Consider the following 26,877-nt stretch of genomic DNA (forward strand, 5'->3'; position numbering starts at 1 on the left):
GGCATACTCATTCCCCAGAGAGGATGCTATGCCAGTAAACAAAAATGATCACCGCGAGACCTACCGCAAGCGCTTTGACAAGGTGTTCGACTACATCGAACGCCGTCTTGATGAAGCGCTGCTGCTGGAGCAACTGAGTGAAGTGGCGCACTTTTCGCCGTACCACTTTCACCGCCAGTTCAGCGCCTGGTGCGGCATGCCGCCGGGGCGTTACATCCAGCTGATGCGGCTCAAACGGGCGTCGTACCGGCTGGCATTCAATCCGCACGAGAAAATCATTGAGATTGCGCTCGATGCCGGTTTTCAGCATGCCGAATCATTCAGTCGCGCCTTTAAACAGGTATTTGACGTGACGCCGAGTGAATTTCGTCAGCAGCCGGTGTGGATGACCTGGCATCAGCGCATGCCTCAGCCACCCGTCAAACGGAGAGAGAGTATGTCAGTTGAGATTAAAATGTTTCCCACCACGCCGGTGGCGATGCTCACGCATCACGGCGATCCGCAGCGCATCAACGAAACGGCGGCGCAGTTTATTGCCTGGCGCAAAAGCAGCGGAGCATCGCCGGTGCGCAGCAGCCAGACGTTCGGCGTCGCGCCGCACGATCCGGCCAGCACGCCAGCCGGGGATTTTCAGTATCACCTTTGCGGCTCGGTGACTGCACCGATCAACGAAGACAACGCTTTTGGCGTCGTCAACAGCACCATTCCCGGCGGACGCTGCGCGGTGCTGCGTCATCACGGCTCGCACAGCGCGTTGACCGAGCTGGCGCGTTCGCTCTACAGCGAATGGTTGCCAGCCAGCGGTGAAGAGCTGCGCGATTTCCCGCTGTTCTTCCACTATCACAACTTCGTGCATGAGGTGGCGGAACATGAATTGCTGACGGATATCTATCTGCCGCTTAAGTGATAAGGGTCCCGGTAGCAATGGCTATCGGGATTTTTATGCAGGATTGCGATACGTATTCACGGCTGGCATTTTTTTCCTCCTGCCTCGCTGCAAGGCATGGCAAAATGCCCTGCGATCCTATCAGCACAGGCGAAGAGGCGACGATGACAGAGCAACTCGAACAGCGTATCTATGAACTGGTGCGGCGCTATGACGGCGTATATCTGTTCAAGCAGAAAACGCTCACGCCGCAGATTGATATCGACAGCGATCTCAACTTTGAGCGCGACGAAGCCGCCGCGCTGATGGAGGAGTTTTTCAGCGAGTTCGCGGTCGATCGCGCGAATTTCGCTATTGAAACCTACTACCCGGACGAACCGTCGCTGGCGCAAATCCTCAACCCGTTCAACAAGCGTGAAGTGCCGGTGGTACCGGATTTCACGCTGGGCATGCTGATTGCTTCGGCGCAGGCGGGGCGCTGGCTGTTTGAATAATTCGGCAGCGCCCCGCTGCGGTTTGGCGGTCAGCGGCTCAGCGTGCCACGTGAACACCAAATCCGCGCTCACCTTCCGCAAGATCCTCGCGCAGCGTCAGCGCCGGAATCGCATATTCACCGCCGTTCTGGCGACGGAAGGCAATCGGTTGATCCTGCGCTAAGCGATCCAGCCGTTGCGCCAGCGCGGTGCACCAGCCAGCATAGCGTTCCTGCGCCGACTTCTGCACGCGATACAACACCAGCGGTGGCAACACGCTGAAGCCGGGATAGAACAGCATGCCGTGCTGGATCGGGAACAGCAGATCCTCAATCGGGCCGTTGATGCCGCGCGGCGCGTAGTGCGACTCCCAGCCGCCGGTGGTCACCACCAGCATGGCGCGCTTGCCGGCGAGCGTGCCTTCGCCGTAGCGATCGCCCCAGTGGTGATCGTTGTGCTCGCCGACGCCATAGGCAAAACCGTTGGCATACACACGGTCAAACCAGCCTTTCATGATAGCCGGCATCGAAAACCACCACAGCGGAAACTGAAAAATCACCGTGTCGGCCCAGCGCAACTTCTCCTGCTCGGCGGCAATGTCCGCTGCCTGCAACTGGTTGTCGTAGGCGAAACGCGAATCCAGCGTGGCATCAAAATGTGCGCCCACCGGAGGTGCCAGCGTGTCGGCGGCATCCAGCTGTGCTTTCCACTGCATGGCGTACAGGTCTGACACCTGCACCTGATGGCCCGCCTGCTGCAGATGATTCACGGCAAAGTCTTTCAGCGATCCGTTCAGCGAGCGCGGTTCCGGATGGGCATACACAATCAAAACATTCATGGCGGTATCCTGTGAGATGAAAACCGCTGCAGGTTAAGCCAGCTCTGGCTATAGTAGAAATCAATTGCTGATATCTCAGGTATAGATGAAATGAATATGCACTTGCTGGATTTGAATCTGCTGCAAACCTTAGACGTGCTGCTGGTGGAACAGAACGTGACGCGCGCGGCGCAGCGCCTCAATCTGTCGCAGCCGTCGGTAAGTGCTCAGCTGGCGCGCCTGCGGGTGCTATTTGACGATCCGTTGCTGTTGCCCGGTCCGCGCGGCATGCTGCCCACCGCCCGCGCCGAGGCCCTGCGCGAGCCGCTGCGTCTGGCGCTGGAAGCGCTGGAGCGCGCGGTGGCACCGCCGGCAGCGTTCGATCCGGCACGCGCGGAGCTCACCTGGCGTATTGCCGCCACCGATTACATGTCATCGGCGCTGATCCTGCCGGCGCTGAAACTCATTCGTGAAGCGGCACCGCGCAGCCGCATGGCGGTATTCGCGCTCAATCCGCCACAGGTGGCGCAGCAGCTGGAGAAGGGCGAGCTGGATATGGTGTTTCACACCGGCGACAACGCGCCGCCGACGCTGCATCAGCGCCGCTTGTTCAGCGAGCGCTACGTGCTGGCCGGCCGGCAGGATCATCCGCAACTGCAGCAGCCCCTGACGCTGGACCGTTTTTGTCAGCTGGAGTTTGTGATGGTTTCGCCGGATGGCGGCGGCTTTAGTGCCGCCACCGATCGCGCGCTGGCAACGCTCGGCCGCACGCGCCGCGTCGCGCTCTCGGTGCCGCATTTCCTGTTTATGCTCGACACGCTGGCTAACAGTGACCTGGTCGCCGTATTGCCGGAGCGCCTGGTGCGAAACGCGCCGCAGCTCCGCGTGCTTGCACCGCCGCTACAGATTGAAGGGTTTGACATCCTGATGCTGTGGCACGAGCGCCTGCATCGCGATCCCGCCCAGCAGTGGCTGCGCCAGCAGATTGTGGCGGCGCTGTAAACCTGAGCGTGCTTTTAGCGTTCAAGAATAAAGCGGGCGTTGAGTTTTCGCAGAAACTCAAAGGTGGTCATGCAGGGCACATCAAACTGATGACAAATATTGGGGACTTTGACTTTGCGCGTCTGTGCGGGAAGCGGTAATTCATGAGTAATCACAGTCGCACCAATACTTTTACTTTTGGCGATAATCCAGGGATCGGCTTTAGCCAGGAACGCATCACGTGAGCCGGGATTAAAGTCCGCCCGCATGATGCTTTCCACGATTTGCTGGAAAATTATCTGCGTATCATGATCATCATTGGCAATGAAATACTGCGGTCGCGCTTTTACCCAGGCGGATAATTCGTCATTTCCGGCACGTAATTCGCGCGCGATCATGTCAACACTGCCAGCAACATGTAAGGTGAACTGTTTGTCCAGCCATTCCCAGTAGCCGGGGCAAATATCCATCGCGTAATAAAAGTTTTTCGCCGTGATATAAGTGTTCGCGTCCAGCAAATATTTCAAAGCCCCAACTCCTGTGCAAATTTAGACAATCCGGAAGGCTGGATGCCATCCAGCAAATCACTGGCTTCACGAAGCAGCATTTGCCCGCTCAGCGCCTGACTCAGCACCGCCCGGGAGAAGGAGACGCTGATTTGTGCTTTTTTAGTCCTGAAATAGCCGGGGCCACCGTTCTCGTTTTTACTACGCTGCTGGTAGGCCAGCTTTTGCGCCTGAATAAAACGCTGATAGTCTTCGTTTTCAATCAGATGCAGCGTAAGGGCGCGGCGCGCAATTACCCATCCGCTGACATGAAAATGACTCTCCAGTGGCGCAATATTTTGCCGCCAGTCTGGGGCATTGCTGTCCCAAAGCGATAAAAACTCTTCGGCTGGCACCAGAAATTCCGCTGCGACGGCATTACACAATATCTCTTCCTGGCGATGTGCGGTTGTGGCGCCATCGGAGACGCCAGACTGGCCAATCCAGATGTGGCAAAGTTCATGAATTAAGGTAAACAGTCGTGCGCCTGGTGCATCCGCATGGTTGACGAAAATAATGGGTGCGTAATCGTCGGCAATGGCAAATCCGCGGAACTCATCCACGTTAAACGGACGGGTATGGTGATACAGGTAAGGTGAGCGCATGACTAAAATTCCCAGGCTCTCAATACGTTTCACCAGATCGTTGTAATAGTTTTCCCAACTCCCGCGCACGGGATTGACGGCCATGTTAAGCCTGTGACGCATATCCGCCACGATAGATTCTGTGGAACTGGTTGCATTAAAACGGCCAGCAATGGTGAGTGGATGTGCCAGTTGCTGTTGCAGATAGTCGCGATACCACTCCTGACGCATCAACATAATTTTCAACACATCGAGCAGTTCAGCGCTCGGACGTTGCGGACGTTTGCTATCCACCGTGCGCAAATCAGGGATAGGCAGAGACTCCACGGGTGGTGTAGTCAAAAACAGATAACCAAAAGGGACATGTGCCTTTTCGGCAAAATTCATGGCCTGATGAAAGGTCAGCGGCTGTTGCCCCTCTTCCCATGCCTGCAGGCGTTCAGGCGCAATGCCGCACTTTTGTGCAAATTTTTCCATGCTGAAACCGGCCCGTTCACGGGACCAGCGAAGCATGTCTGGGTTAATCGCGGCAGTTGTCATAATCACCTAATCATATCGCTTCTGGCGCAAAGTATGTGTGCAAGCCTGCATCTGTTCAATAGCTGAGCAATTAACGCAAAAAAGCCAGTAAAACCTGAACTCTGTAACGGGTTCAATGCAGGCATGTTGCCTGCGAATCAGTATTCATGCGCTCCAGGCTGTAGCTTCACGATGAAAAATGAATGCGATTAGCGCCACCGCTCCACAGCACGCATCATATCAACACGACGAAACACTCGCGTTTTAACGTGCAGGAGAAAAGACCATGCAGATATTTGTCACCGGGGCCACTGGCTGGGTGGGTTCAGCGGTAGTGGAAGAGTTGATCGCGGCGGGCCATCAGGTTACCGGGTTAGCGCGTTCGGCGGAAAAAGCCGTGGCGCTGGCCGTCACTGGCGCACAGGTTATTCGCGGTTCGCTGGAGGATGCTGACGTGCTGCGTGACGCCGCGCGTTCTGCGGACGCCATCATTCATACCGCCTTTAACCACGATTTCTCGCGCTTCGTGCAGAACTGCGAGCAGGACCGTCAGGTGATCGAGTTGCTCGGCGAGGCGATTGCCGGATCGGATCGCATGCTGCTGGTGACGTCCGGCCTGTCCGGTATGGCGCGCGGGGCGACGGAGCTGGATCAGCCGCAGCCGGTGTCACCGCGTCAGTCGGAAGCGGCGGCGCAGGCGCTGTCGCAGCGCGGCGTGCACGTGGCGACAGTACGGCTGGCGCCGTCGGTGCATGGCCTCGGCGATCACGGTTTCGTGCCGATTCTGGTGCGGCTGGCACGTGAGAGCGGGATTTCCGCCTGGTGCGGCAGCGGTGAGAACTGCTGGTCCGGCGTGCACCGTCGCGATGCGGCGCGCGTCTATCGGCTGGCGCTGGAGCAGGGCGTCACCGAGCGCGTTTATCACGCGGTGGCCGATGAGGCGGTGCCGTTCCGCGCAATCGCGGAGACGATCGGACGCCAGCTCGGATTGCCCAGCGGGGAACGCGACCGGGCACATTTTGGCTGGTTCGCCAATATGGCGGCGGGCAACATGGCGGTCTCCAGCCAGCGCACGCGCACGCTGCTGGACTGGTCTGCAACCCGCCCGGACCTGCTGAGCGAGCTCGATACGCCGGCCTATTACACCCATCTCTGATATCACGCTGCCGCTGCGTGCGGCAGTTTTCTGGATTATATCGATGAAAAATAATGTATTTATCACCTTGCTGCCGGTGACGCTGGCGGTGTTTATCGCTTTTCTCACCATGGGGATGCAGCTGCCGGTGCTGCCGCTGCATCTGCAGCAGAATCTCGGTATGGATACGCTGGCGATCGGCACGGTCATCGGCGCGCAGTTTGTCGCGTCGCTGCTGACGCGTTCGTGGGCGGGCAACTTCGCCGATATGCGCGGCGCAAAACGCGCGGTGCTGACCGGGCTGTTAGTGGTGGCGAGTTCCGGCGTGATCTACCTGATTTCGCTGCTGTTCGTTGATCGGCCTGCCAGCTCGGTGGCCATCCTGCTGCTGGGGCGTGTGGTGCTGGCGCTGGGCGAGAGCCTGCTGGCCACCGGCGCGCTCGGCTGGGGACTCGGGCTGGTGGGACCGGCCAATGCCGGTAAAGTGATGGCGTGGATCGGTATCGCGATTTACGGCGCCTGGGCGCTGGGTGCGCCGCTGGGCGTGGCGATTTATCACGGCTGGCACTTCACCGGCATCGCCATGGCGATCATCGTGGTACCGCTGCTGCCGCTGATGTTTATCACCCAGGTGCGCGCCGTCGCACCGACCTCGACCAAACGCACGCCGTTCTACAAAGTCATGGGCGCGGTATGGCGGCCCGGGCTGGGTCTGGCGCTCGCCAGCGTCGGTTTTGGCATGATCACCGCATTTATCGCGCTGCTGTTTGCGACCAAGGCCTGGGGCAACGCGTCGCTGGCGTTCACCGCGTTTGGCGTGGCGTTTATCGCGGCGCGCCTGTTCTTTGCCCATCTGCCGGATAAGCTGGGCGGCGCGCGCGTCGCGCTGGTATGCGTGCTGATTGAAGCCTGCGGTCAGCTGCTGATTTGGCGCGCTGATGACGCGACTCTGGTTTATTTCGGCGCGGCGCTGACCGGTTTTGGCTATTCGCTGGCCTTTCCGGCGTTCGGCGTGGAAGCGGTACGTCGTGCGCCGCCGCACACCCGCAGCCTGGCGATGGGGGCTTACGTGGCGTTTCTTGATATCGCGCTGGCGATCACCAGTCCGCTGGCGGGCGCGCTGGCCGCCCACCGCGGCGTGGCTTCGGTGTATCTCGCTGGCGCGATTGCCGTGGCGCTGGCGATGCTGGTGGCGCTGAGCCTGATGGCGCGTCAGCCACAACCACAGGCAGCGATGGAATAAGACCCGCCGCAAAAAATTCACTTCTCCCGCGCCGCAAAAATCATCACACTAGCCACCTTTACCATTAGGGAGAGATGGCATGAAAAGCCGATTGCTGCTGGCGCTGACGCTGTTCGCCAGCCTGAGCACGCCGTTGTGGGCCGACGAAGGCGTCTCGTTTAGCCATAAAGACTGGGAGCTGGCTTGTGATAATACGCTGACCTGCCGCGCCGCCGGCTACAGCGCCGAAGAGGGCGCGGGCGGATCGGTGCTGCTGACGCGCGCCGGCGGGCCAGACAGCCTGACGCACGGGCGCGTGGTGCTGGCCGATACCGGCGACGATGATGCGCAGCAGGTAAATGCGCTGGCGCTGTGGATTGACGATCGCGCGCTGGGCGAAGTCAGCAAAGCGGAGAACGATGAGTGGACGCTAAGCGACGCGCAGACCCAGGCGCTGATCGCCGCCATCAAAGGCAGCGCCAGAGTGGAGTTTCGCGGTGCGGCCGAGCCGTTTGAGCTCTCCGGCAACGGGGCTTTTGCCACGCTGTTAAAAATGGATGAGGCGCAGGGACGGCTGAACACGCCGGGCGCGCTGGTGCGTAAAGGCAACCAGCCGGAAGCCAGCGTACCGGCGGCAGTGGCGATGCCGGTGATCCAGCAGGTCCACGTGCTGAAAGCCGCGCCGCGCCCGCTGACGCCAGATGAACTGGCACAGGTCAAGCCAAAGCTGATTGCCTCGCTGACTGACGACGACAGCTGTGACAATCTCGCGCCATCCGACGATCAGCCGGAAGAGGGCGCAGAACCGCCTACGCTGACGCCGGTGGATGCGCAGCACGTGCTGATCGCCGCGCTGTGCTGGCGCGGGGCTTACAACGAAGGCTACGGTTTCTGGCTGCTGGATAACGCGCTGCAGGGCACGCCGCAGCTGATCACCGATTCCGGATCTGATTATCACGACGGCGTGATCAGCGAAGCGCAGAAAGGGCGCGGCATTGGTGACTGCTGGAGCACCGCTGCATGGGTGTGGAATGGCCGCCAGTTCGTGCAGAGCAGCGAGGCCACCACCGGCATGTGTCGTGCCATCCGCGCCGGCGGCGCATGGCAGCTGCCAACGCTGGTCACCGAAGTCAAACCGGCGGGGTAATGCTCAGCGCGCAACGCCGGGCGGCAGGGATGCTTAATCCGTCACGGATTTTGCCGCATCCCAGACGGCCATGACGTGGGCGATGGCGGTATCGATCTGCGCGCCGTTGACGCCGTCGCGCACCAGCACCGACACGCCCAGCAGAAAAGCATCGAGGGCGATGGCGATGGCGGCGGCATCAGTGTTGGCGCGCAGTTCGCCGCTGTCGATGCCGCGCTGCACGCAGGCCGTCATGCCTGCCAGCGTGCGGGCGCGTGAGCGCGCCAGCGGCTGGGTGACATCCGCGTGTTCGGCGGAAGGCGCACTCATCACGCCCAGGCCGACCATACATCCCAGCGGATGACCGGACTCACACTGCATGCTGGCCGAGCGCCGCAGCGCGGTCTCCATTGCGGTACGGGGCGGCAGGCTGTCATCCCACAGCGGCTCCACCACCTGCGCGTAAGTCGACAGATAGCGCTGCACACACTCCTGAAACAGCGCCTGCTTCGAGCCAAAGGCCGCGTAAAAGCTCGGTGCGGAAATACCGCCGGCAATTCCCGCCTTCAGCTGCGTTAACGATGTCGACTCATAGCCGTGCTGCCAGAAAATCTTCATCGCCTGTTCAATGGCCGCATCACGATCGAACGTACGCGGCCGTCCCATAGTGGCCATCTCAGTGCTCCGTTAAGCTCAATGCTTAAATACTAATCGATACATAAGTCGTTGACAACGGTCTCGCGCGTCAACTAATGTATCGATCAGTATATATCTGTGCCGGCGGGCGGCGGATAGCGTATCCGCAGGGTTGTTCCTGAACCGTAACAGGTTATCGCACTTCGCCAATTTATATACTGATCGGTACATATAATTTCAACGAGCGGCGCGCGCCTTACCTGCACGCTGATGACATCGGGAACGCTGATTGTGACGACTTTGAATACCGCCGCGGATAAAACCCGGCCGCTACCGCTGGGCGCGCTGCTGGCGCTGGCCATGACCGGTTTTATCTGCATCATCACCGAAACCTTACCGGCCGGACTGCTGCCGCAGATGGCGGCGGGCCTCGGCGTTTCCACCGCTCTGGCCGGGCAGACCGTAACCGTTTATGCGCTTGGCTCGCTGCTGGCGGCGATTCCGCTGACCATCGCCACTCAGGGCTGGCGTCGCCGTAACGTGCTGTTGCTGGCTATCGTCGGCTTCCTGATTTTTAACTCCATCACCACGTTCTCGACCCACTTCGCACTGACGCTGGTGGCGCGCTTTTTCGCCGGCACAGCGGCGGGGCTCGCCTGGAGCCTGCTGGCCGGCTATGCGCGGCGCATGGTGCCGGTCCATCAGCAGGGCAAAGCGCTCGCCGTGGCGATGGTCGGCACACCGATTGCGCTGGCGCTGGGCGTTCCCGTCGGCACCTGGCTGGGCACGGCGGTGGGCTGGCGCACGGCGTTCGGCATCATGTCAGCGCTGACGCTGCTGCTGATCGGCTGGGTGCTGCTGCGGGTACCTGACTATCCGGGACAAAGCAGCGATCAGCGTCTGCCGCTGCGCACGGTGTTCATGACGCCAGGCGTGCGTCCGGTGCTGGGCGTGGTGCTGGCGTGGATGACGGCGCACAACATTCTCTACACCTACATTGCGCCGTTCGTTAGCCAGGCGGGCCTCGCCGGACAGGTGGACAGCGTGCTGCTGGTGTTTGGCATCGCGGCGCTGGCGGCTATCGGCCTGGCCGGTCGCCTCGTCGATCACCACCTGCGCGTCGCCGTGCTCGGCAGTCTGGCGCTGTTTGCGCTGGTCTCGCTGCTGTTCATCTGGCTGGCGCGCTTGCCGCTGCTGGTTTATGTCGGCGTGGCGTTGTGGGGGCTGACGTTTGGCGGGGCGGCCACGCTGCTGCAAACGGCTCTGGCGGATGCGGCGGGCGAGGGCGCGGATGTGGCGCTGTCGATGAACGTGGTGGTGTGGAACAGCGCGATTGCCGGCGGCGGTCTGGCCGGTGGCGTGTTGCTTACTCACTGGGGCGTGGCGTCTTTCCCGCTGGCGCTGCTGTTGCTGCTGGCGGTTGGCTTCCTCATCGCACTGCAGGCGCGTCAGCACGGTTTCCAGGCCGGCGCGCGGCACCAGCGCGTACAAGGTCACTGACCTGCCGGGCTGACTTAAAAAATTTAACCCACTGGTTTAAATGGCATTATGACAAAATGGAGATCAATCACGTGTTCAAAAAATTACTGTTAACCCTGCTGCTTGCCTCGGCCGCGCTGTTTTCCGCCGCCAGCACCGTCGCGGATGAATTCCCGCTGCCCGCCGGTTTCACCAGTAGCTATCAAACTGTGGATGGCGTGCGCCTGCATTATGTGAAGGGCGGCAGCGGACCGCTGGTGTATCTGGTGCACGGTTTCGGACAGACGTGGTACGAGTGGCACCAGCTGATGCCGGAACTGGCAAAAAACCACACCGTCGTGGCGGTGGATCTGCCGGGGCTGGGGCAGTCTGACGTGCCGCATTCGTATCGCGCCACCGATGTCGCGCCGCTGCTTTATCAGCTGGCACAACAGTTCGCCGGCGGCAAAAAGTTCGATCTGGTGGCGCACGACATTGGCATCTGGAATACCTATCCGCTGCTGGTGAAACATCAGGACAGCATCCGCCGCGCCATCTTTATGGAAGCGCCAATCCCGGATGAAAGTATCTATCAGTTCCCGGCCTTTACGCCCGAAGGCGAATCCCTGGTGTGGCACTTCAGCTTCTTTGCGGCGCAGGGACAGCTGGCTGAACAGCTGATCGCCGGTAAAGAGCGCCTGTTCTTCGAGCATTTCATCAAAGAACATGCCGCCAACAAAGCGGTGTTCACCCCGGCGCTGCTGGATCTTTACAGCAAATCCTATGCAAAACCGCACAGCCTGAACGCCGCCTTTAAATATTACCGGGTGCTGAATCAGGGAGTGGCGGACAATAAAGTGCTCTCCCGCGAGAAAATTGCTGTGCCGATGCTGGCGATTGGCGGTGGCGGTCACGGCGGGCTGGGTGCCTATGAGCAGCAGGTGGTCAGCCGCTACGCCTCGCAGGTCACCGGCAAAGTGTTACCTGGCTGCGGTCACTGGTTACCTGAAGAGTGCCCCGCGCCGCTGAATGCGGCGGTGATAGAATTTCTCGCGTCCGGGAAATAACGCGGTGCGCAGGCCAGCTTTAGCGCTGGCCTGCGTTGACGTGACCGCCTCAGGCTTTATTCAGGCAGCACTGCTTAAACTTTTTGCCGCTGCCGCACGGGCAGGGATCGTTGCGACCGGTTTTTTCACCGGCAAAATGCGGCAGTTGCGGGGCCGGATCGGGCTGCGCCATGCGCTGTTCCTGCCAGTACTCGTGCAGTTCCAGCGCCGCCGGGCGGATCGCCTCGATGCTGGCCTCAAACGCGTCCGGGGTGAAGGCTTCACGCTGCGCCAGCTGCTCTTCACTGCCGTGCAGCGCAATCGCCTGCAGCGCCGGTTGCTGTGCCGCCGGCAACTGCGCCCAGTCCGCATCCAGCGCCACGCCACGCATATAGCCGTAGCACCAGTCTTCCACCACGGTAAACAGCTGGCCTTCCATCTCCTGCTCGCCGAACAGCGGATCGAACTGCTCCGGGTACTCCGCCAGCCGCTCGGCAATGTCGTTAAAGTGCTGGAAAGTCAGCGCCATGAAGCGGTCCATTTCGCGCGCGTTCGCCCACTGAGGAATCTTTTTCTCACCGCCCCAAATCGCCACCAGCCATTCGCTCGGTTCGATGTCGTTCGGGCCGGAGAGCAGGGCGGTCAGCATGCCGTCCAGTTCGGCGGTGTCCACCACGGAGTGTTCGTTGCCATATTTTTCCAGCATGTCATCAAGCCAGTTCAGCTCTTTTTCGGTTAACGGACCCTGATTCATCCGGCGTCTCCTGCGGTGTGCATTGGTGGGCAAAAATTGCTGGGCGCGATTATAGCGGCAGCGCGTCTGATTTACCGCTTTTTGCATATCGATAGCCGAAGTGCGCCTAAAAAGGAATCGCCATAACTTATCGCGCAACAGTATTGGCGGGAAACGGCGGCGAATGTCAGCGTAAACGCAGGATTTACCGATAGCGAGGAGACAACATCATGGCGGATACCCTGCCAGTACTGGATCTGGCCCTGCTGGAACTACCGGACGCAGAGCAGGCAGCTTACCTGGCGCAGCTGCGCGAGACCGCGCGTGACGTCGGTTTCTTCTATCTGGTTAATCACGGCATCAACCCGCAATTGCTGCACAACGTGCAGAGTATCACGCGGGCGTTTTTTGACCTGCCGCAGGCGGAGAAGCAGCGCGTGGCGATGATCCACTCGCCGCATTTTCGCGGCTACAACCATGCCGGCGTGGAATACACCCGCGACCAGCGCGATCAGCGTGAACAGTTTGATATCGGTGCCGAACGCGCGGCGCTGACGCTGCAGCCGGGCGATCCGGCGTGGAAACGGCTGCAGGGGCCTAACTTATGGCCGGAGGCGTTACCGCAATTGCGTCCGGTGATGCACGCCTGGCAGCAGGCGATGACCGCCATCGCGCTGCGCCTGCTGCGGGCCTTTGCCAAAGCGCTGGCGCTGCCGCCGGATGCGTTCGACGCGCTGTATGGCACCCAGCCCAATGAGCACATCAAGCTGATTCGTTATCCCGGTCAGGCGGCAGAAGCCAGCCAGCAGGGCGTCGGCGCGCACAAAGACTCCGGCTTTCTCACCTTTTTGCTGCAGGACGATCAGCCCGGTTTACAGGTGGAAGTGTCACCCGATCACTGGGTGGATGCGCTGCCCAAGCCGGGCGCGTTCGTGGTTAACATCGGCGAACTGCTGGAGATTGCCAGCAATGGGTATCTGCGCGCCACCGTACACCGCGTGGTGTCGCCGCCGGCTAATCGTGAACGCGTGTCGATCGCTTTTTTCCTCGGCGCGCAGCTGGATGCCGAAGTACCGCTGTATCAACTGCCGCCGCAGCTGGCGGCAGAAGCCCACGGTCCGACCAGCGATCCTGACAATCCGCTGCTGCGCGAAGTGGGCTGGAACTACCTCAAAGGGCGTCTGCGTTCCCATCGCGATGTGGCGCAGCGCTATTACGCTGATGCATTAAGCACAGTGAAATCATAAGAAATGTAAGGAAAGCCCATGCAGAAAACGATGATAGCGTCACTGGCCCTGATGGCCTTGTTCAGCAGCGTGGCGTCCGCCGCGGCACTGCGCGTGGCCGCCGATCCGGTGCCGCACAGTGAGATTCTCAACTACATCAAACAAACCGACAAACAGCTCGACCTGAAGGTGATCGAGCTTAACGGCAATTTAAACGCCAACGAGCTGCTGGCGCGTGGCGACGTCGATGCCAACTATTTCCAGCATGTGCCTTATCTGCGCGATCAGGAAAAAGCGCTGGGCGAAAAATTTGCCGTGGTGGCGACCGTACATATTGAGCCACTCGGGATTTACTCGCACAAAGTGAAATCACTGAAAGATCTGCCGGATGGTGCGCAGGTGGCGGTGCCCAACAACGTCACTAACCTGAGCCGCGCGCTCTATCTGCTGCAGGCCAACGGCCTGATTACGCTGAAAAGCCGCAGCGCCAGTACGCTGGTGACCACGGCGGATATCAGTGACAACCCGCACCATCTGAAGATCATTGAAGTTGAAGCGCCGCAGCTGCCGCGCGCGCTGGATGATGCGCAGCTGGCGATTATTAACGGTAACTATGCCCTGCAGGCCGGGCTGGTGCCGTCAAAAGACGCGCTGGCGCTAGAACAGGCAAAGGATAATCCCTATGCCAACGTGCTGGTCACCACGCCAAAGCTGGCCAGCGACCCGCGCATTCTCGCGTTAGCGAAAGATCTCGAATCAAAGCAAACTGCTGAATTTATCAACCAGCACTACAAAGGATCGGTTATCCCGGTTAATCAATAATGCCCGGCGCCACCTGCGGCTGACAGGTGGCGCACCCGCTGTTCTGTGGTATATTTCGCCACCAACACCAGTGGCACCTGCTGCATAACGTAAAAAATAACTTATCAATTGATGGCTACTTCCCGCTTCGTCAGGCTTCAGCGGCTGACGCTTTCTCGCGCATGGTTGCACCTGCGGCTGTCAGCCCTGTGTCTGCTGCTCAGCGGCTGCGGAACGCTGTCGCAAACGTCCGCACCGGTGGGCGATCGCGTCTATCTCTCCCACGCCTCCTTCCATGAAAACGTCGATGACATTGTGCGCCACTACATGCAGCAAAAGCAGGTGACCGGCATCAGCATCGCCATTATTCATCAGCGCGGCGCGCCGCAGTTTTACAGCTATGGCGTCACCGATGCGCGTCAGCGTTATCCCATCACGCCGGATACGCTGTTTGCGCTGGGATCGCTGAGCAAAGGCGTTACCGCGGAGGTCATTATCGGGCTGGTGGATCGCGGCGAGCTGCACTGGAACGACACGCTGGCCACGCTGCTGCCGCGCGGCGTGCCGCTGAGTGAGGATGCAAAACGTATCACGCTGCTGCAGCTGGTCACGCACACCTCAGGGCTGCCGCGTCAGGATATGGATCTGCCGATGTTCCTGAAATTTATGGCTTACCTGCGCAGCGGCGAAAATTTTTACGGCAATCTGGATAGCGATGCCGTGCTGAGTTATCTGGCCGATTTCAGCGCCCCCGCGCACCCGGCGGCGCAGTACTCCAATCTCGGCTATGCGCTGCTGGGCTATATTCTGCAGCATCGCCTGCATCAGGACATTGAAACGCTGGCGCAGCATCAGCTGTTTGGTCCGCTCGGCATGACCAGCAGCAGCTTCCATCCGCAAACCCTGCGCGGCTATCCGTGGCGCGCGCTGGGCCACGCCGGCGATCAGCCGAAACTGATCGCGCGTGGTCAGCTGACGCCGGACTGGGCCTTTCGCGGCAATATGGTGGCGGCCGCCAGCCTGTACAGCAATGCGCGCGATCTGATTCGCTACCTCGATGCGCATCTGCACAGCGATGCGCACGGCGCGCTCGGTCAGGCGCTGGCGCAGGTCAATTATCCTTATGAGCAGCATGGCAACCAGGCGCAGAATATCGCCTGGGTAACCGATACCTATGATCAGCAGCAGATCACTTATCAGGTGGGGTATATTGGCGGTTATGCCAGCTTTATTGGCTACGATCGCGCCCACGGCAATGCCATCGTGGTGCTGCAAAATGCCTTCAACTGGAGCAACTATCTCGGCATTGCGCTGCTGCGTGATTTGGCGCGTAAAGATCGCCGGGTGCTGAACACGGTTGCTTGCAATTTTGCTGCTCAGCAAAGCGCGCCGCCTGAGGTATGCTGTGGAGCGAAATTTGACGCGCAAAGCGCGGCGCGGGAACCTTCCGCACGTGGCGCTTGTCAGTAAATGGGACAGTTAAATAATTAACCAGAGTGGAAATCACCAATGCGCAGGACACACGTCACCCTTCTTTCAGCAGGAATTTTTCTGGGCGCTTTAAGCCTGACGCCAGCAGCACTGGCAGAAGGTGAGCAAACCGATAGCGTACCGATGCCGCCGCAGGTGCAGCAAACCGCACCGGACGCCTCAGCGCCAGCGGCCACCAGCGATGCGCCCGCCAGCAGTGAACCGGCAGAATCCAGTGGCGATGTCGCGCCGATTCGCCCGTCACAAAACGGTCCGGGTGAAGCGCCATCCGCCGCCAATAATTACGATCTGCACACCATCATCATCGATTACAAAGAGTATAAAGTCGGTGACGTCGTGCCGGATGAGTACCGTAAAAAGCAGTACACCATCGTTGAGTGGCAGCCGCGCCACCTGCCTGCACCGCAGGAAGGCACGCACTGGGCTTACATCAACGCTAACTACATCCTGATCACTGACGACAGCGGCAAGATCGTGATGGGCAAATCCGGCGACATTTTCTTCAAGGGTTAATGCCCGGCAGCAGGCGCGCTAACTGCGCCACGCCTGCCATTATCTGACTGGTGCTGGTATTACCGTATCCCAGCACCAGTCCCTGCTGTTTTTGCCCGCCCAGATAAAAGCCGGACAGCGCGCCAGGCGCATAGCCATGGCGAAACAGCTGCGCCGTCAGCGCCACATCATCCACCGTATCCGCCAGCGGCAACACCAGATGCATGCCGCACTCACCGCCCAGCAGCGGCACCTGAGCACCAAATGTCTCCTGTAGCGCAGCCCGCAGCGTGGCCTGTCGCTGACGATACAGGCGGCGCATTTTGCTCAGGTGGCGATTGAAATCCCCGCTGCGTAAAAACAGCGCCAGCGCCTGCTGTTCCGGCCGGTTACCGCCGCGTAACAGCTCATGCAAGGCCGGCCGCAGCCGCGGCAGCAGCGGGGCGGGCAGTACCATGTAGCCGATGCGCAGCGCCGGAAACAGGGTTTTGCTGAAGGAGCCGATGTAAATCACCGGCGTCGGCTGCGCCATGCCCTGCATCGCGGCGATGGGCTCGCCGCTGTAGCGAAAATCGCTGTCGTAATCATCTTCGATAATCCACGCCTGATGCCGCTGTGCCGCCGCCAGCAGCGCCAGCCGGCGCGCGGCGCTCATGATCGCGCCGGTGGGATACTGATGCGTTGGCGTGGTGTAAATCAGCCGTGGCGGGCGCTGCTGCCAGTCCTGCGCTGTCGGTGCCAGTCCCTGCGCATCTACGGCAATCGGTTCGATCTGCAGATCGCCGAGGCGCATCGCCGCTTTGGCGCCGCGATAGCCCGGCTCTTCCACCCAGCCGGTGTCACCACGATTGGTGAGCAGCGCGACGCACAGCGTCAGCGCCTGCTGCGCACCTTCGGTAATCACAATCTGCTGCGGCGCACAGCGCATGCCGCGCGCCAGCGCCAGATGCTGCGCCAGCGCCTCACGCAGCGCCAGCTCACCCAGCGGATCGCCGTAGCCCAGCAGCTGTGCCTGCTGCGCGGTTTGATTGAGCGCGCGACGCCACTGCGCCAGCGGGAAATGCGCCAGCGCCGGCGTGCTCGGGCGCAGCGCCAGCTCCTGGCTGGAGAGGCGATGCAGCGAATGCAACCGGGCAGCGCGCGCGGAAACCGGCCAGTCGGTGCTGTCGTCGGACGCCTGCGCGGACAGCGGCGTGTGCGCCAGCCGGCTGACGCGGCTTCCCTGGCGGTCGCTGAGGATAAATCCTTCCGCCTGCAGCTGTGACCAGACGGCGATCACCGTATTGCGCGACACCTGCAGTTCAGCCGCCAGCTGGCGGGTCGCCGGCAGGCGCGTGCCCGCCGCCAGCTGACCATTCAGTATCGCCTGGCGCAGCCGCTGATACAGCTGCTGTTGCAGTGTCAGGCTGCCGTCGGCCTCTAGCGGTGCCAGCAGCAGCGATTGCCGGTTTAATGCACGCATCGGCGCCTCCGTGGATCTATCGATTTGTCACATTGTGGCGCTTTTTCCTGAACCAGCAAAGTGGCACGCTGCACGCTGTCACTCTCACACAGAAGGAATCGCCGTATGTCATCGCAGACCAATCGTTATGGACAACCCATCGGCCCGGCGCTGGAGGCGTGGCAGCCGCGCCCGTTGCCGCAGGGGCAGATTTTCACCGGCCAGTATTGCCGGCTGGAGCCGCTGGATGCCGCACGTCACGGTCGCGAGCTGTATGCGGCTTATGCGCTGGCGGAAGATGACCGCGACTGGACCTGGCTGCCGGTCGGGCGCTTTGACGATGAAGCGTCTTATCTGGCATTTGCGCAGCAGTGCCAGCAGAGTCCGGATTACCTGCACTTCGCGGTTATTGACCGGCAAAGCGGGCAGGCGGTCGGCTCGCTGGCGCTGATGCGCATTGAACCGCAGCACGGTGTGATGGAGGTCGGCTTTGTGGTGTTCTCACCGCTGCTGAAGCAAACCCGCATGGCCACCGAAGCCCACTATCTGCTGATGCGTTACGCCTTCGAACAACTCGGCTATCGTCGCTACGAGTGGAAATGCGACAGCTGTAACCAGCCGTCGTACAACGCCGCCCTGCGGCTGGGCTTCCGTTATGAAGGCACGTTTCGTCAGGTGGTGGTGTATAAAAATCGCAGCCGGGATACCGCCTGGTTCTCTATCATCGACAGCGAATGGCCGCAGGTGAAGCTGGGCTTTGAGCGCTGGCTGGCGGCAGATAACTTCGACGCCCGTGGGCAGCAACGCGCCAGGCTGGAGACATTACGTCAGGCCTGACGCGCGCGCCGGGCTGGCTGCCCGGCTAACCGGCAAAAATATATTTGGCGGCTGACAACACAAAGGCACTGGCCATCGCCATCATCAGCCGCCGATGCCAGAGATTATCGCGTTTGAGCTCATTGAAACCGAGCTGCATGCGATGGTCGAGATCCAGCAGGCGCTCATCCACTTTTTCAAAGCGTTTATCAATTTGCCTGAATCGCTCATCGATTTGTTCAAAGCGTTGATCGATTTTCCTGAATTGTTCATCGATTTGCTCAAAACGTTGAGCGATTTTCCTGAATTGCTCATCCATCTTTTCAAAGCGTTGATCGATTTTCCTGAATTGCTCATCCATCTTTTCAAAGCGTTGATCAATTTTCCTGAATTGTTCATCGATTTGTTCAAAACGCTGATCGATTGTCCTGAATTGCGCATCCACTTTTTCAAAGCGTTTATCGATTTCTCTGAATTGCGCATCCATTTTTTCGAAGCGTTGATCGATTTGTTCAAAGCGTTGATCAATTTTCCTGAATTGCTCATCGACGTTGTCAAACCGCAGCTCAATGGCTTTAAACGTATGGCGGACCTCATTTTCAAAATGCCTGAGGCTCTGTGCCAGTTTATCGACACGTTGCGAGGTGGCGTGATTTGCCCGCATCACGCCTTCCATGGCCTGCGAAAGGTGCGTTTTGGTCAGGCTGTTTTCCTGCTGCATTTCGGCAAAAATGTCGACCATCACTTCGGCCTGGTGATCGGCCACGCCCGCCTGCTGCAGCGCTTTAAATGCCTTATGGGTGTTCATCATCGTCGGTATCATCCCTGTTGCTCCTGGTCGCCTTTCCTGTTGCCTGCAAGGTTATCCAGGTGGTGATAGTTTCACCATGTGATGATGTGGATTTTGCGCGACGTCTCGAAAAATATCAATTCGTACAAAGAGTAACGCTAAGCGGCAATAAAAAGGGCCTGCACGCTGGCAGGCCCTGGTCTGGCACGCATTTTTATCACTTTTCGGGCTGCGGAATTATTTTTATTTCCGCCATGCCGATACCGAGTTTGCGTGGATCCTGACCGGGAATGTTGCCGAGATTAGACAGCTGTGGTTCTGGCGGCGTGATGATCAGGTTGCGGCTGGCGCCGGGATTGGTGAAATGCAGCGTCTGCGTGGAGAACGCGTCACCCAGATTGAGCTGCTGCACTTGATCGCCGACGCGCACCGGAATCGGTCGATGGGCGTTAGCCCCATAGGCACGTGCAGTGATCACCACGTCAAAACGCGCCGGCAGCGGATCGACATATTCAATGTTCACCTCCGGCGCGAGGTTGGCGTTCGACCAGCGCCCCCAGCTTTCCGGCCGTGAAATACCGCTAAAGCGCTTCACGCTGGCCGGCGCGCCCGGCACGGTCAGCAGGAAGCTGTCCGCCTGGTAGCGAATGGCATTATCCTCGATGCGCATTTGCTGCTCGTTGAGCTGATAGGTCGCCGCATTGACCTTCACCTGCGGGAACTGCGCTTTGCCCTGCCACACCGGCTGGTCGATGCGCGTCACCGTGGGCTGTCCGCCGGTCTGGCCCATCGCCAGACAGAGATCGGTCGACAGCGCCAGCGCCGGCTGCCACAGCCGGCCCATTTTGAAGCAGCGATCGACCCAGACAAACTTATCGCTGGCAGCAAAATCGGCCAGCTGGAAGCGCAGCGGCGCGGCGTATTCGCCTTCCGGCAGCGGCTCTACCTGATGATCGGATACGCGGAACAGGATCGGCAGCCTGAACGTCGCGCCCGAGAAGCTAAAGGTATTTTTGGGCTGGTCGATGGTGAACGTCTTCATCTGGCTGGGGAAATTCCACAGCTGAATGATATCGGCTTTCCACGCCGTGACCTTCTTCGCCATGTCATCGAACTGGCTGGAGAGCGAGGCCGAAGACAGCCCGCTGCGGCCAAGGCCAATCGCGTTATCCCCGCCGAGAATATCCAGCACCGTGGCGCCGTTATCCAGCGTGCTGCGCTTGCCGTCCAGCACCTCGGCCTGCGGCTGATCGCCACGGATCACCATAAACAGATCGCGGCGCGGCTGCTTGATCAGATACTGATGCGCCGTGTTATTCATCGCCAGATGATCGGAACTCACCACAATCACGGTGTTTTTAAACCACGGCGAGGCTTTGATGCGGGCAATCAGGCGCGCCACGTGCTCCTGGGAACAGGCCACCGCGCTAAACGACTGGTTGGGTTTACCATCATAGCTGTAACTTTTGCGCTGACAGCTGCGCGAAATAAAGCCGTCCGGATGGTGGGTGTCCACGGTGAGCGTAAACAGCGCAAAGCGTTTCTGCTGACGCGACAGCTCCTCATACTTTTCAAACACTTCATCCATCACCGTATCGTCGTAAAAGCCCCAGTTGTTACGGTAGCTGGGGTCGGCGACGCGGCTCTTCAGCTCCTGCGAGCCGTACATGTTGGCGGCGTCAAAACCGTGTGACAGCAAAAAAGTGTCTTTACCGGCAAAGCGCAGGTCTGCGCCCTGAATAAACCAGTTCTCATAGCCGGAGTGTTTGAGGATATCGCCGAGGCAGATATTTTGCGGATAGAAGCTGGAAAGCGAAGCCGAGGCGTTGCCGTCGAACGGCGCAAATAGCGGAATACCGCACTGCGACGCCACCATGCCGGCGATGGTGTAATCGGTGCCGGGCAGTTGTTCGGTATTGCTGAAGTCAATGCTGTGATCTTTTTCGCGGCTCAGCTCCGGTGCCAGGCCAGGAAAAGCCTGTTGATCGAAGTAGGTGCGCTCAAGGCTTTCGCCGTAGATATACACCAGGTTGAGCTTCGGCGCGTTAATCTGCTTGTTCGGCGTTTTGTAATAGGTTTCGAAATCCGAGTCAGCCTGGCGCGCGTGGGAGGCGATCAGCTCTTTCACCTGGCGAAACGCCGGCGTGGTTTGCACCGAGCCGGCAGCACAGGCGATCGCCAGCAGGCTCCAGCCGAGATGATGCGGACGTTTATGCCGGCGCAGCACCCAGGAGAGAAAACAGAACAGTAAAAACAGGCCGATGATCAAGCCAAGCGCCGGTACCACATATTTGCTCACGCCCGCGCCGGTCAGGCTGTTGGTCAGGGTATAGAGCACCGCATCGTTGATGCCATCGCCGGTAAAATAGTTGCTGGCATACAGCGTGGCGTTGAGCACGATGAACAGGGTGAGCAGCAGCAAGATCAGAATAAACCAGAATTTATTTCGCCCGGCTTTATACGAATAGACTGCGATCGCAGCCAAAAAGAGCACTATTGAAAGCAACTCCAACGGCAGATCCTCACATTAAGTAAAAAGAACGCGTTACCTGCGTCTGCGGCCCTCTGCGGGGGTTTTGCGTCAATCTATATTGGCTGTCACAGGGCTGCAACACATCCAACCAGATTTGTGCGATGCATTGCGAATCGTTTAAGGCGGGTTTAGGCGGAGTCTGATTTAGCCTGGCAGCAACCGGCGCGCTGCTGCCAGCCAGGGCGGGCGCGGGCGTTACAACTTACCGGTGAGATACTGCGCTTCGCCGTCGGCAAAGCTCCAGTCACCTTTGCTGTTGGTGATAAAACTGATCATCAGATCGTTGCCCTGCACGCCACAATTCTCCCGCAGCTCGCGCGCTAACTCTGCCATGAAGTGCGTTTTCTGTTCTTCACTTCTTGGGCTGGTGTACACGCGCACCATCACCAGATTGTCGCTGCGCGTAAAGCCCAGCCCGGTATCCTGAAAGACCATCTGATAACGCTTGTTTTCATGAACAATCTGGTAACGATCGCGCGCCGGAACCTTAAATGCCGTGAGTACTGCGCGATGCGCGGCGTCGAGTAAGGTACGAATCTCTGCTTCAGAACGGCCCTGAATAACATCAAAAGTCAGTAACGGCATCAATAAATCCTCGTTTTTGCCCACGCGGAAAGAGTAGGATGAAACGCTATGCTGCCGCTTGCTGCCGGAAAGAAAAAGCGCGCTGATTAAAATGATTATTTATTATTTTGAACAATCCTGATGAAAGAAATTAAAACCGATGCACTCTGGGTGCATTTGCACTGGCTGACGGTGCTGGCGGAACAGGGCAGTTTTACCCGCGCGGCTGAACGCCTGGATGTCAGTAAAGCGGCGATGAGCCAGAAAATCAAAGAACTGGAGCAGATGGCGGGCGTGGCGCTGGTGCAGCGCACCACGCGCAGCGTGCGGCTGACGTCGGCCGGTGAAAAGCTGGTGGACGACCTGCGTGAGCCGTTTGCGCGCATTGCGCAGAGCTTCTTTAGCGTGCGTGACGAAGCCGGGCCGGTACGCGGTCTGGTGCGCATCAGCGCGCCGGTGGCGTTTGCCCGGCAGCAGCTGGTGCCGATTATCGGCGACTTTCTGCGCGACTATCCGCAGGTACGGTTGCAGCTCAACGTCAGCGATCGGCTGGTGTCGCTGGGCAGCGAAGGATTCGATCTCGCCATTCGCCACAGCCAGCAGCTGCCGGAAACGCACGTCGCGCTGCCGCTGTGTGAAACGCGCACGCTACTGGTGGCCGCGCCGGACTATCTGACCCGTCACGGTACGCCAGATACGCCACAGGCGCTGCAGCAGCATAACTGCCTCTATTATCCGCGCGGGCTGGAGTCGCCGCAGTGGCGCTTTCGTCTGCACAGCGATGACAGCGAAACGGTGCAGGTGAAGATTCAGGGTAATTTCGCCACTAATAACAGCGAGTCGATTCGTGACGCTGCGCTGCAGGGGCTGGGCATTGCTATGCTGCCGGACTTCAGCGCCAGCGCGGCGCTGGCCAGCGGCACGCTGCAGCAGGTGCTGCCGGAGTGGCAGGCGGTCGATGCCTTTGCCGACCGCCTGTGGGTGGTGCGGCCTTACGCAGCGCAGGTACCGCGTGCCGTCACCACCTTTATCCACTGGCTACGCACGCGCTTTGTTGATGGGTGAGGCCAGCGGCGCGCTGAGCGGGGCGCTGGGCTGCATCATCGCCCCCAGCAGGCTGCGACGGTTGTAGTTACCGAGACGCAGATTGAAGTCGAGATGCAGCTGCTCAATGCCGCTCAGCTTGATCACCGGCGGCGGCGTATGCGGGCGCTGATGGAATAGCACCGTGTGCGCAAAGGCGTCACTTTGCCAGTTGCTCAGCCGCTGATAGTAATACGCGTTGGCCTCGCATTTACGCAGATACAGGTTCACGCGGCGATGTTCGCGCATCGCCGCCTGTTGCGCCAGCGAACCCAGCTGCTGAGCCGGCTCGGCGATTTTCTGCGTCAGCAGGGCAAAATCATCGCGCTTTGCCAGCTCATTAAAATAGTTGTGCGCCCCCAGATGCTTGATCGGCGCGTACTGTTTTTGCCACTCGCGAATAAAAGGATTATTGGGCGCAGCGGCGAGAAACCAGTTTTCAATCACCGGTGCCAGATAGTTGACGGTGGCAATTTCACGGTAATAGCCAATCACATCCATGCGGCGTTCCTGATGCGCACGGTGCACCCAGCTCAGGTCTTCAAATAACAGCGTGCTGCAGTCAATCGCAATGCCGCCGTAGCGTAATAATAATTCGAGGCGAATGACTTCACTTTTTTGCTGCTCGCTTAATTGTGTCGAGGTAAAAATAAAATCCGGCAGGACTTCTTTAAGCGTTAAACGGTTTAATACATACACCTGATGGTCGGGATTATCCTGACGCAGCTGCTGGATATTTAACGCCATCGATTTCGGTAAATATTCATTGTCCCAGTACATCCAGATTTTTTTGGGTATTTCCGGCAGCGCTTTCTCACCCGAAAGCAACACGATATTGTCCTCTTCGCTGGGATCATATTCCGGCGCGCAGAGCGCAGTATGCTGTTTTTTCTGCAGTAATGTCTGGCCGGTGAAGGCGATTCTCTGCCAGTGTTGCCAGAGCGTAAGGGCTGGCTGGAGACGTTTTTTTGTCATGATGCACCTGATTATTGTGATTATGGGGAGCAAAGATTCCCTGATGCTGGCGGCTTGAGCGCGCTTATGTGTCCTGACGGCTGTGTGTAAAAAGACTACCCTTGCTTAATAATCGATCCGCAGCGGCAAGGCTACGAATTTTTTTCGCTTTCAGATTTACCGGAAACGCCGGGATCCGGGATGGCTAAAAAGAGGTATCAATAAAATGATGAGGTACGGCGTTTTTTATTTTTACTTGATTAAGACTATTCCTAATAAAATAACCTCCTGCAGGCGCAGGCCGCGGCGCGGAATAAAAAATGAGCGATCGGCGGTCCGTTAACCGCGCTGTATTTTCCCCTGGCCTAGCCGCCGCTTGCCCAACGCGGAGGCAGGTTAGCTACGCTTAGAGCAGGCAACGAAAAAAAGGAGGCACTATGCAGCCACACAAGCGTGGGTTACTGGCGGTTGATAAGCAGGGCAACCGCGTGCTGTTTCTCAATCCCGACAGCTTCGCCGTTGAGCAGGAGCTGAATGCCTTACCGCCGCGACCGCATGAGCTGCTGATGCTGCCCGCGCTGGAGAAGGCGTATGTGCCGATCTACGGTGATGGCGTCCACGGCGACAATCCGCATCCGGGGCACAAGGTGGCGATTATCGATTTGCGCCGGCGGCAGATTCGCGGCTTTATCGATCTGTCACCGCTCAAGGCGCCGCACAGCGGCCAGCTGGGACGCGATGGCAAAGTGTATCTGTGCTGTGAACACAGTGCCGCGGTGGCGGTGATCGATCCGCACAGCGATACGCTGGAGAAAACCATCCGGCTGCCGTCGCACAACGCGCACCGGCTGACGCTGTCGCCCAGCGGCCGCAAGCTGTTTACTGAAAACGAAGAGGACGCCAGCATCACGGTGGTGGATCTGTGCGAGGCGGAAGGGCGCATTATTGACAACATCCTGCTGCCGGGACCGATTGCCGGCATTGCCGCCTCGCCAAAGCACCCCTATCTGGTGGCCAGCGCGGCAGATGCGCCATTGCTGTACGTGGTGGATCGTCAGAGCCATCGTATCCGCCAGCGCATCACGCTGCCCGGCCATCAGCAGCCGTGCCAGGTGGTGCGCTTCAGCGCCAGCGGTGAGCGGCTGGTGGCGATTGGCGACGGGGAAGGAGTGGTGACGCTGTTTGACGACTTGCTTAATCCGCTGGGTGACGTTGCGGTCGGCAATCAGCCGATGGATGGCTGTTTTAGCGCCGATAACCGCAGCCTGCTGATCGCTAATCAGGGTGACGGTTCGCTTAGCCTGATCGATCTGACGCAGATGAAGGTCATCGCCACGCCGCAGGCTGGCACCGGCTGCGAAGTCCTGAGCTACTTTCAGCTGTCGTCCTGAGTGCGACGGCCGCCATCAAATAAACGGCCGGTGATAAATCGCGCTGCTCCAGTGGCGGCTGCTGGCGTGTTTTTCTGCCTGCCAGCCGCGTTTGCGCAGTTGGCGCGCAATCAGTTTGTTCATAATACCGTGGCCCACCAGCAGCACCGTGCCCTGTTGCGACAGGGCAATCAGTTTGTCTGCCGCCCGCTGCGCGCGCTGCCGGGCATGCTGCACGGATTCCACGCGCCCGGCGTAACCGCACAGCCACAGCAGGCGCAGCAGCGCCAGCCACAGCGTCAGCGGCAGATGCAGGCGCGCAAACGGCAGCTGCGGCATCGCCACTTCACTGAACACCTCATCCACGTCCTGCGCCTGCAGACCGAGCCGCGCCAGCGACGAACGCGCGCGCGGCAACGGGCTGCAGGCAATCACGCTGGCCATGCGCGCAATCGCCATACTGCGCGGCGGCGGCGCATCACAAATCACCGCCTGGTCGTAGCCTTCACACCAGTCCGCCAGCGCCCGCGCCGTAAAGCGCCCGCTTACCGGATGGTCTGGCTTGCCGTGTCGCATGAGGATAATGGTCATAATGCTCCTGAGTGAAGGTCATCCTGTCTACTGCAGGCGCGCAGGATTTCGCGCGGCCCGGGCGGTTTTAAGAATAATGCCCGGGTGTCATCAAAACTTAACTGAAATGTGCGAAAACGGCGCGGTGAAAGTTTGGTCGCCGTTTTTGCCAATGATAAGCAATAGTCGTTAATCACGCAGCGTGCGTGGATTTTTTAATGATGCTGGCTGTAATGTAATGTCATGAATTAACGCCGTTTTTATCTTTTTCTCCTGCACCATTGTGAAGATAAGTTAATTATTTTCCTGTTGATCACTTGATTTATCTACGCGCGTAGATAGACTGTCTTCACAGTGACAACTCACGGTGCCAGAGACGAAGTTGGCCTTGAGATGACCCAGTTACATTTGCCGTGCTAATGCGATCGATGAAAAAAACATCGGCGAAATCAGGCAAATAGATGAATTCCAACACCAGGGAATTCTTTACTGACCTTTCATCCAGGTTTGCCTACTGAACGTCGCCACCGGGGAGTTCCGCTTGTTGCCAGGGAACCGACCCACGGATGGGCGTTTACTGTTTTC

At 59.1% G+C, this 26,877-nt stretch carries 26 protein-coding genes; 15 read left to right on the top strand and 11 right to left on the bottom strand.

From position 1 onward, the window contains the following. The first annotated feature begins 28 nt into the window (after positions 1-28). Both K7H94_RS02985 and K7H94_RS02990 read left to right on the top strand, forming a co-directional pair. A complete protein-coding gene (locus K7H94_RS02985; protein WP_222951618.1) occupies positions 29-907 on the top strand; it encodes an AraC family transcriptional regulator in 879 nt (292 codons plus the stop codon). 143 nt (positions 908-1,050) lie between these two features. Beyond that, positions 1,051-1,380 carry a DUF1493 family protein gene (locus K7H94_RS02990; protein ID WP_058757234.1) on the top strand — a complete coding sequence of 110 codons (330 nt, stop codon included), beginning with the start codon at positions 1,051-1,053 and terminating at the stop codon, positions 1,378-1,380. A 37-nt stretch (positions 1,381-1,417) separates the two neighbouring features. On the opposite strand, the gene K7H94_RS02995 is transcribed toward K7H94_RS02990, so the two are convergent. Then, positions 1,418-2,197: an NAD(P)H-dependent oxidoreductase gene (locus K7H94_RS02995; RefSeq protein ID WP_215481540.1), complete on the bottom strand. Its 780-nt coding sequence runs from the start codon at positions 2,195-2,197 to the stop codon at positions 1,418-1,420. A 90-nt stretch (positions 2,198-2,287) separates the two neighbouring features. On the opposite strand from K7H94_RS02995, the gene K7H94_RS03000 reads away from it, so the two are divergent. Further along, entirely contained in the window at positions 2,288-3,178 is an 891-nt protein-coding gene (locus tag K7H94_RS03000; protein ID WP_222951619.1) for a LysR family transcriptional regulator, read from the top strand. A 14-nt stretch (positions 3,179-3,192) separates the two neighbouring features. Here the strand turns inward: K7H94_RS03000 and K7H94_RS03005 are convergent, their stop codons facing one another. Together K7H94_RS03005 and K7H94_RS03010 are read right to left on the bottom strand one after the other, a co-directional pair. Then, complete coding sequence (locus K7H94_RS03005; RefSeq protein ID WP_058780921.1) at positions 3,193-3,684, bottom strand: DUF4411 family protein; 492 nt, start codon at positions 3,682-3,684, stop codon at positions 3,193-3,195. Then, positions 3,681-4,763, bottom strand: coding sequence for an ImmA/IrrE family metallo-endopeptidase (locus K7H94_RS03010; RefSeq protein ID WP_222951620.1), 1,083 nt, complete (start codon positions 4,761-4,763; stop codon positions 3,681-3,683). The genes K7H94_RS03005 and K7H94_RS03010 overlap by 4 nt, the downstream gene beginning before the upstream one ends. Before the next feature lie 328 nt (positions 4,764-5,091). Here K7H94_RS03010 and K7H94_RS03015 point away from each other — a divergent pair, with 328 nt between their 5' ends. The 3 genes from K7H94_RS03015 (at position 5,092) to K7H94_RS03025 (ending at position 8,309) form a co-directional block, all read left to right on the top strand. Next, positions 5,092-5,961 carry an SDR family oxidoreductase gene (locus K7H94_RS03015; RefSeq protein WP_021506745.1) on the top strand — a complete coding sequence of 290 codons (870 nt, stop codon included), beginning with the start codon at positions 5,092-5,094 and terminating at the stop codon, positions 5,959-5,961. Positions 5,962-6,004: 43 nt separating this feature from the next. After that, positions 6,005-7,183, top strand: coding sequence for an arabinose transporter (locus K7H94_RS03020; protein ID WP_222951621.1), 1,179 nt, complete (start codon positions 6,005-6,007; stop codon positions 7,181-7,183). A gap of 79 nt (positions 7,184-7,262) precedes the next feature. Further along, complete coding sequence (locus K7H94_RS03025) at positions 7,263-8,309, top strand: DUF1176 domain-containing protein (RefSeq protein ID WP_222951622.1); 1,047 nt, start codon at positions 7,263-7,265, stop codon at positions 8,307-8,309. Positions 8,310-8,342: 33 nt separating this feature from the next. On the opposite strand, the gene K7H94_RS03030 is transcribed toward K7H94_RS03025, so the two are convergent. Further along, on the bottom strand, positions 8,343-8,963 hold the full coding sequence (locus K7H94_RS03030) for a TetR/AcrR family transcriptional regulator (protein WP_222951623.1): 621 nt from the start codon (positions 8,961-8,963) through the stop codon (positions 8,343-8,345). 321 nt (positions 8,964-9,284) lie between these two features. On the opposite strand from K7H94_RS03030, the gene K7H94_RS03035 reads away from it, so the two are divergent. Both K7H94_RS03035 and K7H94_RS03040 read left to right on the top strand, forming a co-directional pair. Next, on the top strand, positions 9,285-10,424 hold the full coding sequence (locus tag K7H94_RS03035; protein WP_241492987.1) for an MFS transporter: 1,140 nt from the start codon (positions 9,285-9,287) through the stop codon (positions 10,422-10,424). A 71-nt stretch (positions 10,425-10,495) separates the two neighbouring features. Next, the gene (locus tag K7H94_RS03040; protein ID WP_222951624.1) at positions 10,496-11,449 is read left to right on the top strand and encodes an alpha/beta fold hydrolase; all 954 of its coding nucleotides are present in this window, start codon (positions 10,496-10,498) and stop codon (positions 11,447-11,449) included. A 49-nt stretch (positions 11,450-11,498) separates the two neighbouring features. Here the strand turns inward: K7H94_RS03040 and K7H94_RS03045 are convergent, their stop codons facing one another. Further along, positions 11,499-12,182 (bottom strand): YecA/YgfB family protein, encoded by a 684-nt coding sequence (locus K7H94_RS03045; protein ID WP_058771427.1) that lies wholly within the window; start codon positions 12,180-12,182, stop codon positions 11,499-11,501. Positions 12,183-12,388: 206 nt separating this feature from the next. Here K7H94_RS03045 and K7H94_RS03050 point away from each other — a divergent pair, with 206 nt between their 5' ends. The 4 genes from K7H94_RS03050 to K7H94_RS03065 all read left to right on the top strand — a co-directional run bounded on the left by K7H94_RS03050 (position 12,389) and on the right by K7H94_RS03065 (position 16,192). Continuing rightward, positions 12,389-13,408, top strand: a complete 1,020-nt coding sequence (locus K7H94_RS03050) for an isopenicillin N synthase family dioxygenase (RefSeq protein WP_222952014.1) — start codon at positions 12,389-12,391, stop codon at positions 13,406-13,408. 18 nt (positions 13,409-13,426) lie between these two features. Further along, positions 13,427-14,209: a MetQ/NlpA family ABC transporter substrate-binding protein gene (locus K7H94_RS03055; RefSeq protein ID WP_152390451.1), complete on the top strand. Its 783-nt coding sequence runs from the start codon at positions 13,427-13,429 to the stop codon at positions 14,207-14,209. A 111-nt stretch (positions 14,210-14,320) separates the two neighbouring features. After that, positions 14,321-15,658, top strand: a complete 1,338-nt coding sequence (locus tag K7H94_RS03060) for a serine hydrolase domain-containing protein (RefSeq protein WP_245001390.1) — start codon at positions 14,321-14,323, stop codon at positions 15,656-15,658. 39 nt (positions 15,659-15,697) lie between these two features. Then, positions 15,698-16,192 carry an RcnB family protein gene (locus tag K7H94_RS03065; protein WP_031279558.1) on the top strand — a complete coding sequence of 165 codons (495 nt, stop codon included), beginning with the start codon at positions 15,698-15,700 and terminating at the stop codon, positions 16,190-16,192. Here K7H94_RS03065 and pdxR read toward each other — a convergent pair. Next, entirely contained in the window at positions 16,182-17,633 is a 1,452-nt protein-coding gene (pdxR, locus tag K7H94_RS03070) for a MocR-like pyridoxine biosynthesis transcription factor PdxR (protein WP_222951625.1), read from the bottom strand. The genes K7H94_RS03065 and pdxR overlap by 11 nt on opposite strands. A gap of 105 nt (positions 17,634-17,738) precedes the next feature. Here pdxR and K7H94_RS03075 point away from each other — a divergent pair, with 105 nt between their 5' ends. Further along, entirely contained in the window at positions 17,739-18,449 is a 711-nt protein-coding gene (locus K7H94_RS03075) for a GNAT family N-acetyltransferase (protein WP_104093737.1), read from the top strand. A 25-nt stretch (positions 18,450-18,474) separates the two neighbouring features. On the opposite strand, the gene K7H94_RS03080 is transcribed toward K7H94_RS03075, so the two are convergent. The 3 genes from K7H94_RS03080 to K7H94_RS03090 all read right to left on the bottom strand — a co-directional run bounded on the left by K7H94_RS03080 (position 18,475) and on the right by K7H94_RS03090 (position 22,336). Beyond that, complete coding sequence (locus K7H94_RS03080; RefSeq protein ID WP_222951626.1) at positions 18,475-19,239, bottom strand: hypothetical protein; 765 nt, start codon at positions 19,237-19,239, stop codon at positions 18,475-18,477. Positions 19,240-19,435: 196 nt separating this feature from the next. Beyond that, the gene (gene opgB / locus K7H94_RS03085) at positions 19,436-21,736 is read right to left on the bottom strand and encodes a phosphatidylglycerol--membrane-oligosaccharide glycerophosphotransferase (protein ID WP_222952016.1); all 2,301 of its coding nucleotides are present in this window, start codon (positions 21,734-21,736) and stop codon (positions 19,436-19,438) included. 210 nt (positions 21,737-21,946) lie between these two features. Next, entirely contained in the window at positions 21,947-22,336 is a 390-nt protein-coding gene (locus K7H94_RS03090; RefSeq protein WP_058757180.1) for a tautomerase family protein, read from the bottom strand. 120 nt (positions 22,337-22,456) lie between these two features. On the opposite strand from K7H94_RS03090, the gene K7H94_RS03095 reads away from it, so the two are divergent. Further along, the gene (locus tag K7H94_RS03095; RefSeq protein WP_021506761.1) at positions 22,457-23,380 is read left to right on the top strand and encodes a LysR family transcriptional regulator; all 924 of its coding nucleotides are present in this window, start codon (positions 22,457-22,459) and stop codon (positions 23,378-23,380) included. On the opposite strand, the gene K7H94_RS03100 is transcribed toward K7H94_RS03095, so the two are convergent. Beyond that, positions 23,354-24,373 carry a glycosyltransferase family 32 protein gene (locus K7H94_RS03100; RefSeq protein WP_222951627.1) on the bottom strand — a complete coding sequence of 340 codons (1,020 nt, stop codon included), beginning with the start codon at positions 24,371-24,373 and terminating at the stop codon, positions 23,354-23,356. The genes K7H94_RS03095 and K7H94_RS03100 overlap by 27 nt on opposite strands. 416 nt (positions 24,374-24,789) lie before the next feature. Here K7H94_RS03100 and K7H94_RS03105 point away from each other — a divergent pair, with 416 nt between their 5' ends. Beyond that, a complete protein-coding gene (locus K7H94_RS03105; protein ID WP_021506763.1) occupies positions 24,790-25,743 on the top strand; it encodes a YncE family protein in 954 nt (317 codons plus the stop codon). Between the two features lie 15 nt (positions 25,744-25,758). Here K7H94_RS03105 and K7H94_RS03110 read toward each other — a convergent pair whose 3' ends face one another. Beyond that, the gene (locus tag K7H94_RS03110) at positions 25,759-26,313 is read right to left on the bottom strand and encodes a histidine phosphatase family protein (protein WP_152390455.1); all 555 of its coding nucleotides are present in this window, start codon (positions 26,311-26,313) and stop codon (positions 25,759-25,761) included. Positions 26,314-26,877 lie beyond the last annotated feature (564 nt).

Origin of the sequence: Pantoea dispersa, assembly GCF_019890955.1 — a bacterium.
GTDB classification, from domain to species: Bacteria; Pseudomonadota; Gammaproteobacteria; order Enterobacterales; family Enterobacteriaceae; genus Pantoea; species Pantoea dispersa.

Coding starts and splice junctions, on each gene's coding strand:
- K7H94_RS02985 (WP_222951618.1), top strand. CDS start 29: ATGCCAGTAAACAAAAATGATCACCGCGAGACCTACCGCAAGCGCTTT.
- K7H94_RS02990 (WP_058757234.1), top strand. CDS start 1,051: ATGACAGAGCAACTCGAACAGCGTATCTATGAACTGGTGCGGCGCTAT.
- K7H94_RS02995 (WP_215481540.1), bottom strand. CDS start 2,197: ATGAATGTTTTGATTGTGTATGCCCATCCGGAACCGCGCTCGCTGAAC.
- K7H94_RS03000 (WP_222951619.1), top strand. CDS start 2,288: ATGAATATGCACTTGCTGGATTTGAATCTGCTGCAAACCTTAGACGTG.
- K7H94_RS03010 (WP_222951620.1), bottom strand. CDS start 4,763: ATGGAAAAATTTGCACAAAAGTGCGGCATTGCGCCTGAACGCCTGCAG.
- K7H94_RS03015 (WP_021506745.1), top strand. CDS start 5,092: ATGCAGATATTTGTCACCGGGGCCACTGGCTGGGTGGGTTCAGCGGTA.
- K7H94_RS03020 (WP_222951621.1), top strand. CDS start 6,005: ATGAAAAATAATGTATTTATCACCTTGCTGCCGGTGACGCTGGCGGTG.
- K7H94_RS03025 (WP_222951622.1), top strand. CDS start 7,263: ATGAAAAGCCGATTGCTGCTGGCGCTGACGCTGTTCGCCAGCCTGAGC.
- K7H94_RS03030 (WP_222951623.1), bottom strand. CDS start 8,963: ATGGCCACTATGGGACGGCCGCGTACGTTCGATCGTGATGCGGCCATT.
- K7H94_RS03035 (WP_241492987.1), top strand. CDS start 9,285: ATGACCGGTTTTATCTGCATCATCACCGAAACCTTACCGGCCGGACTG.
- K7H94_RS03045 (WP_058771427.1), bottom strand. CDS start 12,182: ATGAATCAGGGTCCGTTAACCGAAAAAGAGCTGAACTGGCTTGATGAC.
- K7H94_RS03055 (WP_152390451.1), top strand. CDS start 13,427: ATGCAGAAAACGATGATAGCGTCACTGGCCCTGATGGCCTTGTTCAGC.
- K7H94_RS03060 (WP_245001390.1), top strand. CDS start 14,321: ATGGCTACTTCCCGCTTCGTCAGGCTTCAGCGGCTGACGCTTTCTCGC.
- K7H94_RS03065 (WP_031279558.1), top strand. CDS start 15,698: ATGCGCAGGACACACGTCACCCTTCTTTCAGCAGGAATTTTTCTGGGC.
- pdxR (WP_222951625.1), bottom strand. CDS start 17,633: ATGCGTGCATTAAACCGGCAATCGCTGCTGCTGGCACCGCTAGAGGCC.
- K7H94_RS03075 (WP_104093737.1), top strand. CDS start 17,739: ATGTCATCGCAGACCAATCGTTATGGACAACCCATCGGCCCGGCGCTG.
- K7H94_RS03080 (WP_222951626.1), bottom strand. CDS start 19,239: ATGATGAACACCCATAAGGCATTTAAAGCGCTGCAGCAGGCGGGCGTG.
- K7H94_RS03090 (WP_058757180.1), bottom strand. CDS start 22,336: ATGCCGTTACTGACTTTTGATGTTATTCAGGGCCGTTCTGAAGCAGAG.
- K7H94_RS03095 (WP_021506761.1), top strand. CDS start 22,457: ATGAAAGAAATTAAAACCGATGCACTCTGGGTGCATTTGCACTGGCTG.
- K7H94_RS03100 (WP_222951627.1), bottom strand. CDS start 24,373: ATGACAAAAAAACGTCTCCAGCCAGCCCTTACGCTCTGGCAACACTGG.
- K7H94_RS03105 (WP_021506763.1), top strand. CDS start 24,790: ATGCAGCCACACAAGCGTGGGTTACTGGCGGTTGATAAGCAGGGCAAC.
- K7H94_RS03110 (WP_152390455.1), bottom strand. CDS start 26,313: ATGACCATTATCCTCATGCGACACGGCAAGCCAGACCATCCGGTAAGC.